The sequence below is a fragment of the Streptomyces sp. NPDC031121 genome, from assembly GCF_055570615.1.
The window spans coordinates 149,223-166,540 of the sequence record NZ_JBVIGV010000002.1 but is presented as its reverse complement, the minus strand read 5'-3'; the positions used below and the strand labels follow the sequence as shown (position 1 = coordinate 166,540).

At 73.5% G+C, this 17,318-nt stretch carries 15 protein-coding genes, 2 tRNA genes and 2 pseudogenes; 10 read left to right on the top strand and 9 right to left on the bottom strand.

All coding sequences use genetic code 11. The annotated features are described in order from the left end of the window. Nucleotides 1-159: 159 nt before the first annotated feature. A complete protein-coding gene (locus tag ACZ462_RS04135) occupies nt 160-597 on the bottom strand; it encodes an Ig-like domain-containing protein (protein ID WP_467882814.1) in 438 nt (145 codons plus the stop codon). A 48-nt stretch (nt 598-645) separates the two neighbouring features. Next, nucleotides 646-1,001 (bottom strand): annotated as a pseudogene (locus tag ACZ462_RS04130) (GNAT family N-acetyltransferase); the annotation flags it as partial. 27 nt (nt 1,002-1,028) lie between these two features. Between ACZ462_RS04130 and ACZ462_RS04125 the strand changes: the two are divergent. From ACZ462_RS04125 to ACZ462_RS04110, 4 genes and pseudogenes are all read left to right on the top strand, one after another. After that, entirely contained in the window at nt 1,029-1,493 is a 465-nt protein-coding gene (locus ACZ462_RS04125) for a hypothetical protein (RefSeq protein WP_467805015.1), read from the top strand. Between the two features lie 55 nt (nt 1,494-1,548). Then, nucleotides 1,549-1,920: pseudogene (locus ACZ462_RS04120) on the top strand (DUF4259 domain-containing protein); the annotation flags it as partial. A gap of 101 nt (nt 1,921-2,021) precedes the next feature. Next, entirely contained in the window at nt 2,022-2,384 is a 363-nt protein-coding gene (locus ACZ462_RS04115) for a DUF4259 domain-containing protein (protein ID WP_467805016.1), read from the top strand. Between the two features lie 13 nt (nt 2,385-2,397). Then, entirely contained in the window at nt 2,398-3,081 is a 684-nt protein-coding gene (locus ACZ462_RS04110) for a (2Fe-2S)-binding protein (protein WP_467805017.1), read from the top strand. A gap of 93 nt (nt 3,082-3,174) precedes the next feature. Here ACZ462_RS04110 and ACZ462_RS04105 read toward each other — a convergent pair whose 3' ends face one another. Continuing rightward, a complete protein-coding gene (locus ACZ462_RS04105; protein WP_467805018.1) occupies nt 3,175-4,971 on the bottom strand; it encodes a S8 family serine peptidase in 1,797 nt (598 codons plus the stop codon). 225 nt (nt 4,972-5,196) lie between these two features. Continuing rightward, the gene (locus ACZ462_RS04100) at nt 5,197-6,591 is read right to left on the bottom strand and encodes a cation:dicarboxylate symporter family transporter (RefSeq protein ID WP_467805019.1); all 1,395 of its coding nucleotides are present in this window, start codon (nt 6,589-6,591) and stop codon (nt 5,197-5,199) included. A 68-nt stretch (nt 6,592-6,659) separates the two neighbouring features. Here ACZ462_RS04100 and ACZ462_RS04095 point away from each other — a divergent pair, with 68 nt between their 5' ends. After that, complete coding sequence (locus tag ACZ462_RS04095) at nt 6,660-8,309, top strand: sensor histidine kinase (protein WP_467805021.1); 1,650 nt, start codon at nt 6,660-6,662, stop codon at nt 8,307-8,309. After that, on the top strand, nt 8,306-9,058 hold the full coding sequence (locus ACZ462_RS04090; protein WP_467805022.1) for a response regulator: 753 nt from the start codon (nt 8,306-8,308) through the stop codon (nt 9,056-9,058). Before ACZ462_RS04095 ends, ACZ462_RS04090 begins: the two co-directional genes overlap by 4 nt. Here ACZ462_RS04090 and melC2 read toward each other — a convergent pair. Continuing rightward, nucleotides 9,013-9,861, bottom strand: a complete 849-nt coding sequence (gene melC2 / locus ACZ462_RS04085; RefSeq protein WP_467805023.1) for a tyrosinase MelC2 — start codon at nt 9,859-9,861, stop codon at nt 9,013-9,015. The genes ACZ462_RS04090 and melC2 overlap by 46 nt on opposite strands. After that, nucleotides 9,858-10,265 carry an apotyrosinase chaperone MelC1 gene (gene melC1 / locus ACZ462_RS04080; protein ID WP_467805025.1) on the bottom strand — a complete coding sequence of 136 codons (408 nt, stop codon included), beginning with the start codon at nt 10,263-10,265 and terminating at the stop codon, nt 9,858-9,860. Before melC1 ends, melC2 begins: the two co-directional genes overlap by 4 nt. 260 nt (nt 10,266-10,525) lie before the next feature. Here melC1 and ACZ462_RS04075 point away from each other — a divergent pair, with 260 nt between their 5' ends. Continuing rightward, nucleotides 10,526-11,920, top strand: a complete 1,395-nt coding sequence (locus ACZ462_RS04075; RefSeq protein ID WP_467805026.1) for a glutamate decarboxylase — start codon at nt 10,526-10,528, stop codon at nt 11,918-11,920. 139 nt (nt 11,921-12,059) lie between these two features. Here ACZ462_RS04075 and ACZ462_RS04070 read toward each other — a convergent pair whose 3' ends face one another. Continuing rightward, on the bottom strand, nt 12,060-14,072 hold the full coding sequence (locus ACZ462_RS04070) for a sigma-70 family RNA polymerase sigma factor (protein WP_467805027.1): 2,013 nt from the start codon (nt 14,070-14,072) through the stop codon (nt 12,060-12,062). 315 nt (nt 14,073-14,387) lie between these two features. Between ACZ462_RS04070 and ACZ462_RS04065 the strand changes: the two genes are divergently transcribed. From ACZ462_RS04065 to ACZ462_RS04055, 3 genes are all read left to right on the top strand, one after another. Then, a tRNA-Trp gene (locus ACZ462_RS04065) sits at nt 14,388-14,461 on the top strand. Nucleotides 14,462-14,651: 190 nt separating this feature from the next. After that, a complete protein-coding gene (locus ACZ462_RS04060; RefSeq protein ID WP_467805028.1) occupies nt 14,652-15,263 on the top strand; it encodes a DUF4352 domain-containing protein in 612 nt (203 codons plus the stop codon). An 82-nt stretch (nt 15,264-15,345) separates the two neighbouring features. Then, entirely contained in the window at nt 15,346-16,302 is a 957-nt protein-coding gene (locus tag ACZ462_RS04055) for an aldo/keto reductase (RefSeq protein WP_467805029.1), read from the top strand. Nucleotides 16,303-16,320: 18 nt separating this feature from the next. Here the strand turns inward: ACZ462_RS04055 and ACZ462_RS04050 are convergent. Both ACZ462_RS04050 and ACZ462_RS04045 read right to left on the bottom strand, forming a co-directional pair. Next, a tRNA-Trp gene (locus ACZ462_RS04050) sits at nt 16,321-16,395 on the bottom strand. 66 nt (nt 16,396-16,461) lie between these two features. Next, nucleotides 16,462-17,313, bottom strand: coding sequence for an ABC transporter permease (locus ACZ462_RS04045; protein WP_467805181.1), 852 nt, complete (start codon nt 17,311-17,313; stop codon nt 16,462-16,464). Nucleotides 17,314-17,318: the final 5 nt, after the last annotated feature.

Here is a 17,318-nt window from a genome sequence, read left to right as displayed (position 1 = left end):
GGAACCCTCCGCACCCCCACAATCGCCGAGGGAAGGAAACCTCCCCCCCCCCCCCCCCCCAACCCCCCCCCCCCCCCCCCCCCCCCCGGGGGGGGGGGGGGGGGGGGGCCGCGGCGGCGGCTGTTGGTCTCTGCCGGTTCCTTCCGCGGTCGAGGGTGGTTACAGCCCGGCCGCGTTCACCTCCTGGGTTTCCGTCGCCGACGCTCCGAGGAAGTTGCCGTCCCCGCCGTAGGTCGCGCTGATGGTGAAGGGACTGCCGACTGCCGAGGGGTAGGCGTACGTGAGCATGGCCAGTCCGCCCGACAATGTTGCGCTCGCCGTGTCTCCGTTGCCGAAGTCGAACAGCACCGCCCCAGTGGGCGTCCCGGCGCCCGGAACGTCCGGGGTCACGAGCGCGGTGAAGGTGACCGGCTCACCCTCCGTCGAGGGATCGGGACCGGCCGCCAAGGACAGCGTGGTCGGTGCCGGCTGCACCGTCTGAGTGTCGGTGCCGGCCGCGCCGACGTGGTTCGCGTCCCCCGCGTACGTCGCGGTGACGGTGTACGGGCTGCCATCGGCGGAGGAGTAGAGGTAGGAGATCGTCGCCACCCCGTCCACCAGCGGCGCGGCGTTTGACAACCCGTCGCCGAACTCGAAGACCACCCAGCCCTCGCGGGGATGCGCCGGCGGTGCCGAAGGCAGAAGCCTGGTCAGCCCGTACCCGCACTTCTGCGCGACACGACATGACGCCAGGTTGTCGACCTGGTGCAGGGCTTCCAGGCAGGTCAAGCCGTCATCGGCGAAGGAAGTGAAAGCCCAGTCGGTCAAGGCCTGCAGTGCGGGTGGCGCCACTCCCCGGCGCGCGCATGTGCCGCGGCCCAGTAGCCGACCTCTGCGAACCCGGTGTCAGGGGCGGCGGCTTTGAGGACCACGTTCCCTCATGGTCGTCCCTCGTTCCCACCGGCTCGCGTCTCCCCGACGGCGGATGCAAAGCGATCACCGGTTCCCCGTCCGCGCTGCTCCTACGCCGCGCCTGGTTGCATGGGGGCATGAACGCCATACTCACCAGCCTGATCGCGGTCCTCGGCACATTGCTGGGCTCGGCCATGACCCACGTGTTCCAGCAGCGCTCCGCGCGCCGGACGGAAGACGGTGCCCGGGCGGAACGGCTGCGGCAGGACCGGCTGGACGTCTACGGCTCGTACGCCGGGCTGCTCGTGGAATTCCGCCAGGCGATGCTGCACCACTGGTTCTGCATCCACGAGGGACGCGATGCGGAGGACGAAGCGGCCTTGCGGGCACGTTCCTTCGAGCTGCGCTCGGCCGCCCAGAACGCGCTGTTCCGGCTCCGCCTGCTCACGGATGAAGCCGAGGTACTGGCTGCGGCGGACGCGGCGTTCACGGAGGTCGGCACGCTGGACCGGCCCGCCGACCGCGACGGCCTGCTGCCCCGGCGCGACGTCACGCGCGAGCTGATCGACGCCTTCGTCGCGACGGCACGACGCCACGTCTGAGGCGCGCCCTTTCACTCCGCGCCGGCTTGGGGCAGCGGTTGCCTGCGGCGCGGTGATGCATCACGTGCTCCTGCGGACGGTTGCGGCGAGTCGGCCGCGGTTCGGTCTCGTGCGTGGCGTCGCGGGACGGCAGCGGAGGGGCAGAACCGGTACGCCGGTGTGGTGGCGGGCCGGGGACGGGTACCGGCGGTGCGTCCCGCTCGGCCTGCGGCGGCGGGCGGCTGCGCGCAGCCCGGGCGGGGCAGTCGCGTCCGTCCGCCGTGGGGGCCGGCTACAGCCTGTGGTACGACGGTCGGGCCGCTGCTGTCAGTGGCCCCTGGCGCCCTCCCGGAGGACCCCCACCTCAAGGAGACTCACGGGCACCTGGGACGTCGGCCCCTTCGGCAACGACACTGCCGCCGACTTCTGCGCCTCCCTCGACGAGGCCGCCGAGGCGGCCGAGGCCGACCGGCCCGGCCTCGTACGCGATGCGCTCGCGGCGTCCTCGACGCCGAGGAGCCCCTGGACCGGCATCTGGCGGTCGAAGCGGTGGCCGGGGCAGCCCTTGTCGCCGCCCAGTGCCCCGGCGGACGGCCCGTCACCGGCCCGGGCGGCGGCCCGGACCTGCCCGTCCCCGCGCTTCCCGCCGATCTGCGGGGCTTGGCCGGCCGCGCCCTGGACCGGGTGGAGGCGGAGCCGTCCGAGCTGAGGAGACTGTGGGCGGAGACCGACACGTGCCCCCACTGGCTGTGGAGCCTGCACCTCCTGCGCAAGGTGCTCCTGGCGGCCCCGTACGCGATGGCCCAGGCGGTCCGGTGGGCGGAGCGCGACCGTCCGGGCGCGGGGCGGGGCGGCGCGGGTGCGCCGGTGGCCGGGGGGAAGGGCCCCGCCGCCGCGCCGGCCGCGTCCTGAGATCATCTGCGGCATGGAGATGGACGACGTACTGCGCCGGCTGGCGGCCGTGGGGCCGTTCTTCACGGTGTCCGGCGGGGCGCGCCCGCCCGCGGAGGGGTTCCGGCCGCTGGCGGAGCTCTACGGGGAGCGGCTCGGACCGTACGTGGCCGAGGTCGGCCGGCGGATCGGCAGCGGGCCAGGCCGCGTGGCCGCGTCGACCGCCCAGTTCGGGATCGCCTCGCGGCTGTGGTCGCTCGGCCTGGGCTGCGCCGCGCTGGGCGGCCGGGTGCCGGACCTGGGGCCGGACCGGCTGTGGTGGCGGATGCCCGACGGCGGCTCGCTGGAGCTGTGGCTGCCCGAGCCCGGCAAGGGGGCCCGGCCGGCCGCGGACCTCGGGGCGGCCGTCCTGGCGCACGTGGAGGTCCTGGACGCGGCGCTGCGCGAGCGGTACGGGGTCTCGCCGCAGGTGCTGCGCGGGAACACGGCGTCCGGGCTGGTCGGGGCGGTGCGGGTGCTGCTCGACCGGGTGCCGGACGGCGGTCCGGCCGTGGCCGTGGCGGCCGGCCTGCTCGCGGAGGGCGGCGCGCTCGGCGGGACGGGTGCCTTCGTCCACGAGGAGGGCCTCGGGGTGGCCTTCGTCCGGCGCAGCTGCTGCCTGTACTACCGGACGCGGGGCGGCGGCCTGTGCGGGGACTGCGTGCTGCGGACCCGGTAGGCGGGGGGCCGGAGACGGGCGCAGGCCACCGGGGGGGCGGGATGGCCCGCTCCCCGGTGGCCTGCGTCAGGGGTGCCGTACGGTCCGGAAGGCTCAGAAGGTGAGGTTCCAGGCGTCGATCCGGCCGGTGTCGCCGCGGTAGTTGTCGTTCACCCGCAGCTTCCAGGTGCCGGCGGCCGCCTCGGAGGAGGCGTTGACGGTGTAGACCTGGTCGATGTTGTCGGCGCTGCCGCCGGAGCGGTTGTGCAGCGTGTAGATGCTGCCGTCCGGGGCGATCAGGTCGACCTTCAGGTCGCCGATGTAGGTGTGCACGATCTTCACGCCCACCTTGAGGGTGGCGGGGGCGTTGCCGGTGACCCCGGTGACGGTGATCGGGCTCTCGACGGTGGTGTTGTCGCCGATGGCGACGTCCGCGGGGTTCTCGAAGTACTTGCCGGGCGGCGGGGTGGCGCCGACCGCCTTCAGGGCGTCGACCTGGCCCTCGCCGAAGAAGCCGTTGTTGGCGGTGGTGCCGGTGCAGCGGCTGTCCGACGGGCAGGCGATGTCGTTGGCCTGGACGGCCAGCTTCTCGCGGATCTGCGCCGGGGTGATGCCCGGGTTGGTGCTGGCGATCAGTGCGGCGACGCCGGCCACGTGCGGCGAGGCCATCGAGGTGCCGCTCATGGAGGCGTACTTGCCTCCGGGGACCGTGGAGTAGACGTTGCTGCCCGGGGCGGAGACGTCGATGATGCCGCGGCCGAAGTTGGAGAAGGACGCCTTGGTGGTGCCCTCGCCGTTGGCGGCGACCGTCACGACGCCCGGCAGCTCGGTCGGGATGTCGAGGCAGGCGTTGGTGATGGTGCGGGTGACCGAGGTGGAGTCGTTCGGGCTGGCGGTGTCGGTCGTCTTGTTGGCGAGGTCGTAGTTCTCGTTGCCCGCCGCGGCGACCTGGAGCGAGCCCTTGCGCTCGGCGTACTCCTGGGCGCGCCGGACGCCCTCGATGATGGCGGCCTGGTCGGCGTTGTCCGGGCAGTTGAACTGCCACGGGTCCGTGTAGTAGCTGTTGTTGGTGACCTTGAAGCCGTGGTCGCCGGACCACATGAAGCCGCAGACGGTGTTCTCGGGGTAGAACAGCGAGGAGCCCGGCTCCGCGATGCGGACGGAGGAGATCTTCACGCCCGGGGCGACGCCGATGACGCCCTTGCCGTTCTTGGCGGCGGCGACCGTGCCGGCGACGTGCGTGCCGTGGTTGCCGACGTCCCGCCAGGCGCCGGCGCGGGTGTCGGGCTTGCCGTAGGCGCAGGAGACCGAGTCGGCGGCGTTGAAGTTCGGTGCCAGGTCCTGGTGCTGGTCGTCGACGCCGGTGTCGAGGATGCCGACCTTGACGTCGGCCGAGCCGGTGGTGACGGCCCAGGCCTGGTCCGCCTTGATCTGGCTCATGTCGGCGCGGACCGGCTCGCCCGTCGGGGTCGTCGACTGCGACGGGTTGGCGGGCAGCGCCGGGTTGTAGGCGTCGGCCGGCACGTCCGAGGTGCGGGTGGCGCCGACCTGCTGGACGCCGCTGACGCCGCGCATCGCCGTGGCGAAGTTCGCCGACGCCGAGTGGGCGACGATGACGCCGATGGCGTCGAAGTTCGAGAAGACGGTGCCGCCGTTCGCGGAGACCGCCGCGCGGACGGACGCGTTGTCACCGGGAGCGGTGATCACGAGGTAGGCGCGGGTGCCGGCAGCCCAGGTCGCACTCTGGGAAGCCGGGGCCGCGGCAGGGGCCTTGGCGGCGGCGAACGGGGCGGCCGGCACGACCGGAAGGGTGCCGGCGAGGGCCGAGGGAGCTCCGAAGGCGAGCGCCGCGCCGAGGGTTGCCGCCAGAACGAGGGTACGTCGGGGTCGGCTGGATATGTGGGGTATCAATGCGTCCTCCGAGGACCCGGTGGTGCGGATCGCAGTTACCGGGCCGTACGAAACGAGTGGTGGACGCAAGATGTCAGACGCGTGCCCCCGTACGGAAGTAAGTTTCAGCACAGCCGACTTGCCGGGCTGATGGCTGAAAACAATCGGTGGAATGCCGGTCGAGCCGGCCAGGCTGGGCACCGTGGGGGCGAGCCCTGCCCGGCCGGCTCGCGGCCGGCGCACCGGTTATGCCGGTACGCCCGTCTTGTCGCCGGCCGAGGGGCGCGGCACGGCGGGGAGTTCCGTGCCGTGGCCGTCGTCGGTCAGCGTGGTCTCGTCGAACGCGAGGTGCCCGGCCAGGACTTCGCGGGCCCGCTCGCGGTCGAACTCCTTGGTCCAGGTGCCGATCAGCACGGTCGCCACCGCGTTGCCCGCGAAGTTGGTCAGGGCGCGCGCCTCGCTCATGAAGCGGTCGATGCCCACGATCAGGCCGACGCCGTCGACGAGTTCCGGCCGGTGCGACTGCAGTCCGCCCGCCAGCGTCGCCAGCCCGGCGCCGGTCACGCCGGCCGCACCCTTGGAGGCAATGATCATGAACAGCAGCAGGGAGACCTGCTCGCCGAGGGCGAGCGGCTCGCCCATCGCCTCCGCCACGAACAGCGAGGCCATCGTCAGGTAGATCGCGGTCCCGTCGAGGTTGAAGGAGTAGCCCGTGGGCACGGTGATGCCGACGACCGGCTTGGACACGCCCAGGTGCTCCATCTTCGCGATCAGCCGCGGCAGCGCCGACTCCGAGGAGGACGTCGACAGGATGAGCAGGAACTCCCGGCCCAGGTAGCGCAGCAGGCCGAAGACGCTGATGCCGGTGCACAGCCGCAGCAGGCTCCCGAGCACGACGAAGACGAACAGCAGGCAGGTCACGTAGAAGCCGATCATGATGACGGCCAGCGACTTCAGGGCGTCGATGCCGGTCGCCCCGACCACCGCGGCGATCGCGCCGAACGCGCCGACCGGCGCCACCCACATGATCATCGCCAGGATCCGGAAGACCAGCTTCTGGACATGGCCGATGCCGCGCAGCACCGGCTCGCCCGCCGCGCCCATGGCCTGGAGCGCGAACCCGCACAGCAGGGCCACCAGCAGCGTCTGGAGCACCTCGCCGCCGGTGAAGGCGGACACCAGCGTCGTCGGGATGATGCCGAGCAGGAACTCCTGGGTGCTCTCGGCCCCGCCCGCCTTGGCCTGCGCCTCGCCGGCGTGGCGGACGGCCTCCGTCAGGTGCAGGCCGCTGCCGGGCTCCAGCAGGTTGCCGACGACCAGCCCGATCGCCAGGGCGACCGTCGACATGGCCATGAAGTAGCCGAGGGCGAGGCCGCCCACGGCCCCCACCTTCGCGGCCTTGCGCACCGACCCGATACCCAGCACGATCGTGCAGAAGATCACCGGTGAGATCATCATCTTGATGAGGTTGACGAAGCCGGTGCCCAGCGGCTTCAACTCGACGGCGGCGCCCGGAGCGGCGAAGCCGACGGCGATGCCGAGCAGCACCGCCGCTATCACGGCGATGTACAGGTAGTGGGTCTTGTCGCGTCTGGCGGCCACGTTCGCCTCCTGGTGGTGAAAATCGTCCCGCCAGACCATCCCCCACCCCTGTGACCCCGGTCACCCTTGCGTTCATTGAGTTCACGGGCCGGTGCACACTGAGCGCCATGTTCCGGTTCCCCCGCCCGCCGCGCAGCCTCGCCGGCCAGCTCTTCGCCATGCAGGTGCTGCTGGTCGCGGTCGTCGTCGCGGGCTGCGCGGTCTTCGCCTACGCGACGGCCCACGGCCAGGCGGAGGACGCCGCACGGCGCCAGGCCGGGGCTGTCGCCCGTGCCGTCGCCGACTCGCCGTCCGTCCTGGACGCGGCGCGCGGGGCGGGCCGCGGCGCCGATCCCTCGGCCGCGCTCCAGCCGTACGCGGAGCGGGTGCGCGCCGACTCGGGCGTCGACTTCGTGACGATCATGGCTCCCGACGGGCGCCGCTGGACCCACCGCAACCCGCAGCGCATCGGCGAGCCGTTCATGGGCAACACGGCACCCGCCCTGCGCGGGGAGACCTTCAGCGAGACGTACACGGGCACGCTCGGGCCCTCGATCCGCGTGGTCACGCCCCTGGCCGACGACGGCCGGATCGTCGGCCTGGTCGCCGCGGGGATCACGGTCCGCGCCGTCAGCGACCGGCTCGCCGCCCAGCTGTCCGCCCTGGCCTGGGTCGCCGCCGGCGCGCTCGGCCTCGGCGCGGTCGGCACGTACGTCGTCAACGCCCGGCTGCGCCGGCACACGCACGGCATGAACGCCGCCGAGCTCAGCCGCGTCCACGACTACCACCAGGCGGCCCTGCACGCCGTCCGGGAAGGGCTGCTGATGCTCGACGGGCGCCGCCGGGTCACCCTCATCAACGACGCGGCCCGGGACCTGCTCGGCCTGTCCCTCGACGTCCGCGGCACCGCGGTCGCCGACCTGGGGCTGCCCCCGCCGCTGACGGGGGCCCTGCTCGCGGACCGGCCGCGCGTGGACGAGGTGCACCTGACCGCGGAGCGGGTGCTGGTCGTCAACAGCTCGCCCGTCGCGGGCGGCGGACGCCGCGGCACCGTGGTGACCCTCCGCGACCACACCGAACTGCAGTCGCTGACCGGCGAGTTGGACCGGGAGCGCGGGTTCACGCAGGCCCTGCGCGGTCAGGCGCACGAGGCTGCCAACCGTCTGCACACCGTCGTCTCCCTGATCGAGCTGGGCCGGGCGGACGACGCTGTGGAGTTCGCCACGGCCGAGCTGGAGCTGGCGCAGGCCCTCACCGACGAGGTGGTCACCGCGGTCGGCGAACCGGTCCTGGTGGCACTGCTGCTCGGCAAGGCGGCGCAGGCGCACGAGCGCGGGGTGGAGCTGGTGGTCACCCCGGACAGCCGCGCCTTCGGCGCCCGCGCGTCGACCGGCGACGGCGACGGCGGCGCCCGTCCGGCGGCCGGGGCGCCCGCCGTCCCGGCCCGCGACCTCGTCACCGTCCTCGGCAACCTCGTCGACAACGCCGTCGACGCCCTGACCGGCGTACCCGGCGCCCGGATCGAGGTCACGGTGCGCCCCGACGGCGACGCGCTCCTGCTCCGCGTCGCCGACAACGGCCCCGGGCTTCCGCAGGGCTCCGCCGCCGACGTGTTCCGGCACGGCTGGTCGGGCAAGGGGGAGGGGCGGGGCCTCGGCCTCGCCCTGGTCCGCCAGGTCGCCCACCGGCACGGCGGGACCGCGGAGGCCGCCGGAGCCCCGGGCGGCGGAGCCCGGTTCACCGTACGACTGCCGATGCGGAAGGAGCAGCAGGCATGACCGCGAGCGGACCGGCCGAGGACGCCCGCGCCGGGGCGGGGGCACGGCGCCCGGCCGAGGTGCGCGTCCTGGTGGTCGAGGACGACCCCGTCGCCGCCGACGCGCACGCGCTGTACGTCGGCAGGGTGCCCGGCTTCACCGCCGTCGGCACCGCCCACACGCTGGCGGAGGCCACCCGCGTCCTGGAGCGGACCCGCGTCGACCTGCTGCTGCTCGACCTGGGCCTGCCCGACGGCCACGGGCTGCGCTTCGCGCGCGGGCTGCGCGCCGCCGGGCATCCCGTCGACGTGATCGCGGTGACCTCGGCGCGGGACCTGGCCGTGGTCCGCGAGAGCGTCTCGCTGGGCGTCGTCCAGTACGTGCTGAAGCCGTTCGCCTTTCCGACGCTGCGCGAACGGCTGCTGCGCTACGCCGAGTTCCGCTCGACGGCCGGTGAGGCGGCGGGCCAGGACGACGTGGACCGGGCGCTCGCCGCCCTGCGCACCCCGCTCCCCGCCGAGCTGCCCAAGGGGCTCAGCGCGCCGACCCTGGACCGGGTCGCCGCGCTGCTGCGGGCGGCCCCCGAGGGGCTGACCGCGGCCGGGGCGGCGGGGGCGGCGGGGATCTCGCGGATCACGGCCCGCCGCTACCTGGAGCACCTGGTGGACACGGGCCGCGCCGACCGCACCCCCCGGTACGGCCAGGTGGGCCGCCCCGAACTGCACTACCGCTGGCTCGCCGCGGCGGCCGGATCGGTGTCGAAGGCGTAGAACCTGCGGTGGTCCAGCATGTCGGCCGGAGTGACGTCGTTCCACGGCCGCATGGTGTCGTTCAGGTCCACCACGTGGGGGGTGCCGGCGGCGGGCAGGTACGCCGACCGCGGATGGCGGGCCTGCCATTCGGCCCACAGCTTGTCGACGAAGGCGTGGTGCATCCAGAACACCGGGTCGTTGGGGGAGGCGCCGGTGGCCATCTGACCGCCGACCCAGACGTGCACCCGGTTGTGCAGGTTGGCGCCGCGCCAGCCCTCCAGGTGGTTGCGGAAGCCGTTCGAGGCGCTGTTCCAGGGGGCCGTGTCGTAGACCGGCATGGCCAGGACCGCGTCCACCTCGGCCTTGGTGGGCAGCTCGGCGACGCCCGTGCCGAGGGAGCGCCGCAGGTACGCGCGGCCGTCGACGCGCACGTTGACCGGGAACTTCCCGGCGGAGTACGCGAACGGGCCGTCCATGACCTGGCCGTCGCGGGCGCGGCCGGTGCCGCCCAGGAAGTCGGCGGCCCAGAGCGAGGAGCGGGAGGTCCGGTCGGCGGTCCAGTCCCAGTACGGGAGCGCCACCGCGGCGTCGACCTTCTGCAGCTCGGCCTCGAACTCCAGCAGGAACCGGCGGTGCCAGGGCAGGAAGGAGGGGGAGCGGTGGCCGACGCGGTCGCCTGAGTCGGTGTCGCTCATGATGAAGCCGTTGTGCGTGGTGACGAACCGGTCGTAGACGCCGGTGCGCTTGAGCTCCAGCACCGCGTTGGCGAACGCGCGCTTCTCCTCGGAGGTCAGCGAGGCCTGGTTCTTGCGGACGGTCATGCCGTGCCTCCCATGGGCGAGAACGGGGCGAGGGCGGCGCCCTGGAGTGCGCGCACGGCGGCGCGGGCGAGCGACAGCGGGTCGGCGAAGGTCTCGTAGTGGTTGACCACGCTGATCCAGGTGCCGTCGGCGTTGCGCATGACGTGCAGTTCGCGGCCGTCTATGCGGACGGTGGGCAGGCCGGAGTGGCCGCCCCCGTGGTGCGCGCCGTGGTGCCCGCCGGAGGCGGAGGCGGGGGTGATGCGGATGCGGCGGCCCTGGTACACCTCGTCGACCGTGCCGGAGGGCGTGGCGGCGGCGCGGGAGTCGGTGGCGGCCGCGTGCGCGGTGGCGCCGGCAGTGCCGAGGGCGGCGAGAGCGCCGGCGGTGGCGCCCATGGCCTGCCGACGAGTGATCTTGTTCATGGGCCGAAGAGGTACCAGTGTCCGAACGGCCACTCGCTGTGATCAGGACATGAGCGGATAAGTTGCCTATAGAACCATTTGGCCGATCTTCCCGTTCAGGCCGAGGTGAACCCCCATGGCGGCGGAAGATTTTGCGGAAATCATCTTACTGGACGGTAATTTCTTCGGTGGCATCCCCTGCCCTGTGGAGGGGCTCACGCCGCCGAGACGACCGGAACTCGAAGCCGGATAAATGATGGTCTGTCACCTATAGTCCGAACATGGCTCTCCACGAGACGAAGGACGCCACCGGCGGCGACACCGGCACGGACGTCTTCACGACCGCACTGAGCGACCGCGTCCTGCCCAAATACCGGATGCCGGACGAGCATTCGACGTCGGAGGCGGTCTACGCCCTGCTCCGCAACGAGCTCCTCCTCGACGGCAACGCCGCCCAGAACCTGGCCACCTTCTGCACCACCTGGTCCGACGACGGCGTGCACCGCCTGATGAACGAGTGCCTCGACAAGAACATGATCGACAAGGACGAGTACCCGCAGACCGCGGAGATCGAGGCCCGCTGCGTCAACATCCTGGCCCACCTGTGGCACGCCCCGGCCGAGGACGGCCCCGCCACCGGCTGCTCCACCACCGGCTCCAGCGAGGCCGCCATGCTCGGCGGCCTCGCCCTCAAGTGGCGCTGGCGGGCCCGCCGCCGCGCCCAGGGCCTGCCGGCCGACCGGCCGAACCTGGTCTGCGGGCCCGTCCAGGTCTGCTGGGAGAAGTTCGCCCGCTACTTCGACGTCGAACTGCGCCAGATCCCCCTGGAGGAGGACGCCACCGGCCTGCGGCCCCACCAGCTCGCCGAGTACGTCGACGAGAACACCATCGGCGTCGTCGCCATCCTCGGCGTCACCTACACCTGCGACTACGAGCCCGTCGCCGACATCGCGGCCGCGCTCGACGCGATCGAGCAGGAGCACGGCTGGGACATCCCGATCCACGTCGACGGCGCCAGCGGCGGTCTCGTCGCCCCCTTCCTCCACCCCGACGTGGTGTGGGACTTCGCCATCCCCCGCGTGGCCTCGATCAACACCTCCGGGCACAAGTACGGGCTCGCACCCCTCGGCGTCGGCTGGATCGTCTGGCGCACCGCGGACCTCCTGCCGCCCGAGCTCGTCTTCGACGTGGACTACCTGGGCGGCGACATGCCGACGTTCGCCCTGAACTTCTCCCGGCCCGGCGGCGAGGTCATCGCCCAGTACTACCTCTTCCTGCGGCTGGGCCGCAGCGGCTACCGGCGCGTCCACCAGTCCTGTGCGGACACCGCCCGCCACCTCGCCGGCGAGATCGCCGCCATGGGCCCCTTCACCCTCCTCTACGACGGCCAGGGAGCCCTCCCCGCCGTCTCCTACCGGCTCACCGACCCGGCGGCCGCCGGCTTCACCCTCTACGACCTCTCCGACCGGCTGCGCATGCGCGGCTGGCAGGTCCCCTCGTACCCGCTGCCCGCCCGCCGCGACGACACCGTCATCCAGCGCGTCCTGGTCCGCCACGGAGTGACCCTGGACCAGATCGCCCTCCTCGCCGAGGACATGCGCCGCGCCCTGGACCACCTCCGCGCGGCGCCCCCGACCCAGCCCCCGACGGCCCCCCGCTCCGGCTTCCACCACTGACGCCCCCGCCGGGAGGACGCGGCCGCGGCACGCCCGCACCGCATCGGCCGCGCCTGCCGCCCGGACTCCCCGCAGCGCGGCTGCTCGGCGCGGCGGGCCGGCCGGCGCGTCCCGACCGCGGGGGCCGCCGCGGCCCCGGTCACATCCGGGCGCCGAAGTTCTGCGTCCACCACGGGCCGCCGGCGCCCTGGTGGATACCGACCCCTATGTCCTTGAAGGAGCAGTTCAGGATGTTCGCGCGGTGGCCCGCGCTGTTCATCCACGAGTCCATGACCGACTCGGCGGTGCTCTGACCGCGGGCTATGTTCTCGCCGTACGTCGCCCACCGGTACCCGGCGGCCGTCGTCCGCTCGCCCGGGTCGGAGCCGTCGGGGGCCGTGTGCGAGAAGAAGTTCCGGCTCGCCATGTCCTCGGAGTGCCGCTGCGCGGCCGTACGCAGCTGCGTGTCGTCCTTCAGCGGGCCGCAGCCCGCCTTCGCCCGCTCGGCGTTGACGAGGGCGATGACCCGGCCCACCGGGCCCTGCGGGGCGGGCACCGGGGCCGACGAGGCGGGGCGCGGTGCGGACGGCGACGGGGTCGGCGCGGCACTGGACGCCTTGCCCGCGCCGGACGGGCTCGCCGACGCCGACGCCGAGGGCGATGCCGTGGACGAGGGGGACGGCGAGGCCGAAGCGGACGCTGACGGCTCCGCCGAGCCGCTCGGCGAGGGGCCGCCCGACTCGCCCGCGGACAGCGCGTTCACCGGCGCTGCCGTCGAGCCGCCGTCCTCCCCGGCGGAGCCGGGGAAGCCGCCCAGGTAGGCCAGGCCGCCGCCCGCGACGCACGCGGCGAGCACAGCGCCGCCGATCGCCCGCCGCCGGCTGCGCCGCCGCCTGCGCAGCACGCTCCGTCCCCCGCCCGCCACGCCACGGGAGCCGCCCTCCGCCGACCCGGCGGCCGGCTCAAGCCGGGCGACGGCCTCACCGAACCCGGCACCGCCCTCGCCCGCACCGGCACCGGCACCGGCGGCGAAGCCGCTGCCGTGGTCGCGGGTACCGGAACCGGTGGCAAGGCCGTGGCCGTAGTCGCCCGTACGCGCACCACTGGCGAAGCCGTTGCCGCCGTCGCCGGCACCGGTGGCCAAGCCGTTGCCGTAGTCGCCCGCGCCGGCACCGGTGGCGAAGCCGGTGCCGCCGTCGCCGGCACCGGTGGCCAAGCCGTTGCCGTAGTCGCCCGCGCCGGCACCGGTGGCGAAGCCGTTGCCGCCGTCGCCGGGGCCGCCGAGCGGTTCCCCGTACGCGGGCGTCCAGCCGCCGGACACGGCCTGGCCGTCGACGGGCCCGCCCGCCGCGTAGGCCGCTCCGGCCGGTGCGAAACCGCCCGCGGCGGCCGACCGCACCCCGGCCAGCAGCGCCGCCGATACCGGCACCAGCGCCAGGCCCGCCAGCAGCCCCTCAGCCGGCAGCAGCCCGTTCCACAGCCCGGCGCACCTCAGGCACTCGCGGGCGTGCCGGGCTATTCGCTTGCGCCACAGCGTGGACGGCTGCCCGTCCCACGAGGCCGTCACCGCGGCCAGCGCCTCGCACGGCGGCTGCGCGGCCAGCGCCCCCTCCACCACGCGCGCCGACTCCAGCTGCGCCTTCATCCGCTGCACCCGTACTGCCGTGTGCTGGGGCGTCAGCTCCAGCGCCGCGGCCACCTCGCCCCGGGTCAGCTCCCCGGCACACTCCAGCCACCACAGCGACAGCAGCGCCCGGTCGTCCGGCTCCAGCCAGCGCGTGGCGCGCGCCGTCTCGCGGCGCTGCCCTTCCAGGGCCAGCCGGACGACGGTCAGGTCGACGAAGTCCGCCCCCGGGTCGGCGAGCTCCCAGGCGGCCTCCAGACCGCTCTCGCCCGGCGCGGTGCGGCGGGCCTGCCAGTACGCCCGCACCCGGTTCATCGCGATGGCCACCAGCCACGAGCGGAAGCTGTCGTCCGACCGGAGGGTGCCCAGTCCGTCGAGGGCCCGCAGCATCGTGTCCTGCACGACGTCGTCCACGTCGACGGACCCGTTCATGGCGCGCCCGACGATGTTGTAGACCAGCGGCAGATACGCGCTGACCAGCTCGTCCTGCGCGCGGAGGTCTCCCGCGCGGGCCGCCGCGACCAGCTCTGCCGTGTGCTCTGAAGTCATGTGAGGTTCCCTGTCCGTCCCGGCGGTCGATGATGCCCGATACCTGGGAGACCGTCGACCGGAGCGGGGATAACAGCTATCCATGGGTTTTCTTCGAAAAAGGTCCCGGGATCCGCGTGAGGTCTGCCGGAGCGGGGCATACTCCTCCGCCGACGGGCGCGAACCCGACAGCGGCGGCAGGCCCGGCGGCCTCCGCCGGCCGGATCGCCGCCTGCCACCCGGTTCCGCCGCCCGCCTGCGAACGACCTGCGCGACGCGATCCGCAAAAACGAATTGGATCTCCGGCCCCCGCCATGGCATGGTTGGTCTCGCCGAAGGGGTGTAGCTCAGCTGGCCAGAGCGTCGGTCTCCAAAACCGAATGCCGCAGGTTCGAATCCTGTCGCCCCTGCTCCCCGCGGACTCCGGTCCGCCCGAAGGCCCAGGTCGCCCATAGCGGCCTGGGCCTTCGCCGTGTCTGGGCCTCGGACCCCTCGAACATTTGTTTAACGTTTGATTGTTACGGTTTGGGTATTGCCGCCCCCGCGCGTCGGCAGCCCCGTACGGTGGCCGAATTCCGCACCCGACCCGTGGGGGTTTCCATGTCCCAACCGTTCCCGCCGCCAGGCCAGCCGCAGCAGCCCGGATGGGGCCACCCGCCCCAGCCTCCCCAGCCGAAGAAGACGAACACGGGGAAGATCGTCGGGTTATCGTGCCTCGGAGTCGTCGGCGTGTTCGTACTCCTCGGCATAGCCGGGGCTGTAATCGGCGGTGGCGCGGGCAGCGGGCCGTCGGAGGAGGCCGCGAAGCCTCCCGCCGCAGCGCCGTCGGAGCAGGCGCGGGAGCCCGAGGCCGGTGCGTCGTCGTCCGCTGCGCCCGAGAAGAAGGCCGCGGTCACGGTCGCCGCGAAGAAGGCGGAGTACAAGAAGAGCATCATCGCGCCGGACGGCGACTACACGAGCGTCACGGTCACCGTCACCAACAACGGCAGCAAGCCGATCGACGTGAACCCGCTCTACTTCACCATCACCGACACCAGCGGCGGGAAGCACGTCGCGGAGTTGGGCGCCGACGAGGACCAGATCGCCACGGTCGAGCTCGCGCCGGGTGAGAACGTCACCGGCTCGGTGACCGGCAAGGGCCGGTTCACCCCCAAGTCGGTGGCGTACACCGACGGTCTCGTCGGCAAGGCGGTCCGCGCCGACGTGTCCTGACGCGGCGGCGCCCGCGCGTCTCGTGCCTAGACTGGCCGACCGGTAGGACGATCTTGATGCAGATCAGGGTGGAGGAACCCGTATGCGCCATCTTTCCCTGGGTAGTTCAGGACTCCAGGTGTCGGCGGTCGGTCTCGGCTGCAACAACTTCGGCGGGCGTCTCGACGCCAAGGAGACCCGGGCCGTCGTCGACGCCGCCATCGACGCCGGGATCACCTTGCTCGACACCGCCGACATCTACGGCGGCCGCGGCGGCTCCGAGACCCACCTCGGGCAGGCCCTCAAGGGCCGCCGCGACGATGTCGTCCTCGCCACCAAGTTCGGCTACGACGGCGTCGACATGGGGTACGGGCCCGCGGCCGGGTCGCGCGGCGGACGCGGCTACATCCGGCGCGCCGTCGAGGAGTCGCTGCGCCGCCTGGACACCGACCGCATCGACCTCTACCAGCTGCACAGCCCCGACCCGGCCACCCCGATCGCCGAGACGCTGGCCGCGCTCACGGAGCTGGTCACCGAGGGCAAGATCCGCTACATCGGGCATTCCAACCTGAGCGGCTGGCAGCTCGCCGAAGCCGCCCACGTCGCGCGGGAGACGGGCTCCGTGCCGTTCGTGTCGGCGCAGAACGAGTGGTCGCTGCTCCAGCGCTCCGCGGAGGCCGAGCTGGTCCCGGCCGCGCTGCACTACGGCGTCGGCGTGCTGCCGTACTTCCCGCTGGCCAACGGGCTGCTCACCGGCAAGATCCGGCGGGGTGCACCGGTACCGGCCGGGTCCCGTCTCGAAGGCCGCGACGCCTACCTGACCGAGCGGCGGCTGGACACCGTCGAGGCGCTCGCCGCGATCGCGGAGAAGCACGGGCGCAGCGTGCTGGAACTGGCCGTCGGCTGGCTGTCGGCGCAGCCGGGCTGCGCGTCCGTGATCGCGGGCGCCACCTCGCCCGAGCAGGTACGGGCCAACGCCGCGGCCGGAGCGGCCCCGCTCGACCCGGAAATCCTGGCGGAGATCGACGCCGTGGCCCCCGCACCGGGCACCGCGGCCTGACGCCGGTCGGGGAAGGGGCGGAGCCGGCCGGATTCGAACCGGCGTCCTCACGGTTTTGGAGACCGCGCGCGACGACCGCTGCGCTACGGCTCCGCCCCCGCCGCGGAGTCTAACCAGCCCGGCCTGTGCGAACCCGTCCCGCCCTCCGCGGGGCGGGTTTCAGGAGACGATGTCCTTGCGGGCGAAGCCCCTGAAGGCGAGGGCCGTCAGGACGAGGGCGTACGAGACGGACACCGCCGCGCCCTTCGCCATGCCGCCCCATTCCAGTTGCGGCTGGAGGGCGTCCGCCCACGCGAACTGCCAGTGCGCGGGGAGGAAGTCGCGCCAGGAGCCCAGCGCGGTCACCGCGTCCAGCACGTTGCCCGCGATGGTCAGCCCGACCGCGCCGCCGACGGCGCCCAGCGGGGCGTCCGTCCGCGTGGACAGCCAGAACGCCAGTCCGGCGGTGACCAGCTGGGAGACGAACACGTACGCCACCGCCAGCGCCAGCCGCGGCAGCGTGTCCCCGGCCGGCAGGGCGCCGCCCGCCGGGAGTTGCAGCGGCCCCCAGCCGTACGCGGCCGTGCCCGCCGCCAGCGCCACCGCCGGCAGCAGGACGATCGCCGCCAGGCTGAAGCCCAGCGCCACGACCAGCTTGCTCCACAGCAGGCGCGCCCGCGGCACCGGCGCCGCCAGCAGGTAGCGCAGCGAGGACCAGGACGCCTCCGACGCGACGGTGTCGCCGCAGAACAGCGCCACCGGAACCACGAGCAGGAATCCGGCCGACACGAACAGGCAGGTGGCGGCGAAGTTCGCGCCGGACGCCGTCGCCGTGTCGATGAGGGTGATCCGGTTGTCGCCGCGGCGGCCGTCCCGGTCGCCGCCCACCGCGAACGCGATCATCATCACGAACGGCAGCGCGGCCAGCACCGCGCCCATCACCAGCGTCCGCCGCCGGCGCCACTGCCGCAGGGCCTCCACGCGCAGCGGCAGCGTCCGGCCGGGCCGGTATCCCGCGGCGACTTCCGCCATGGCGC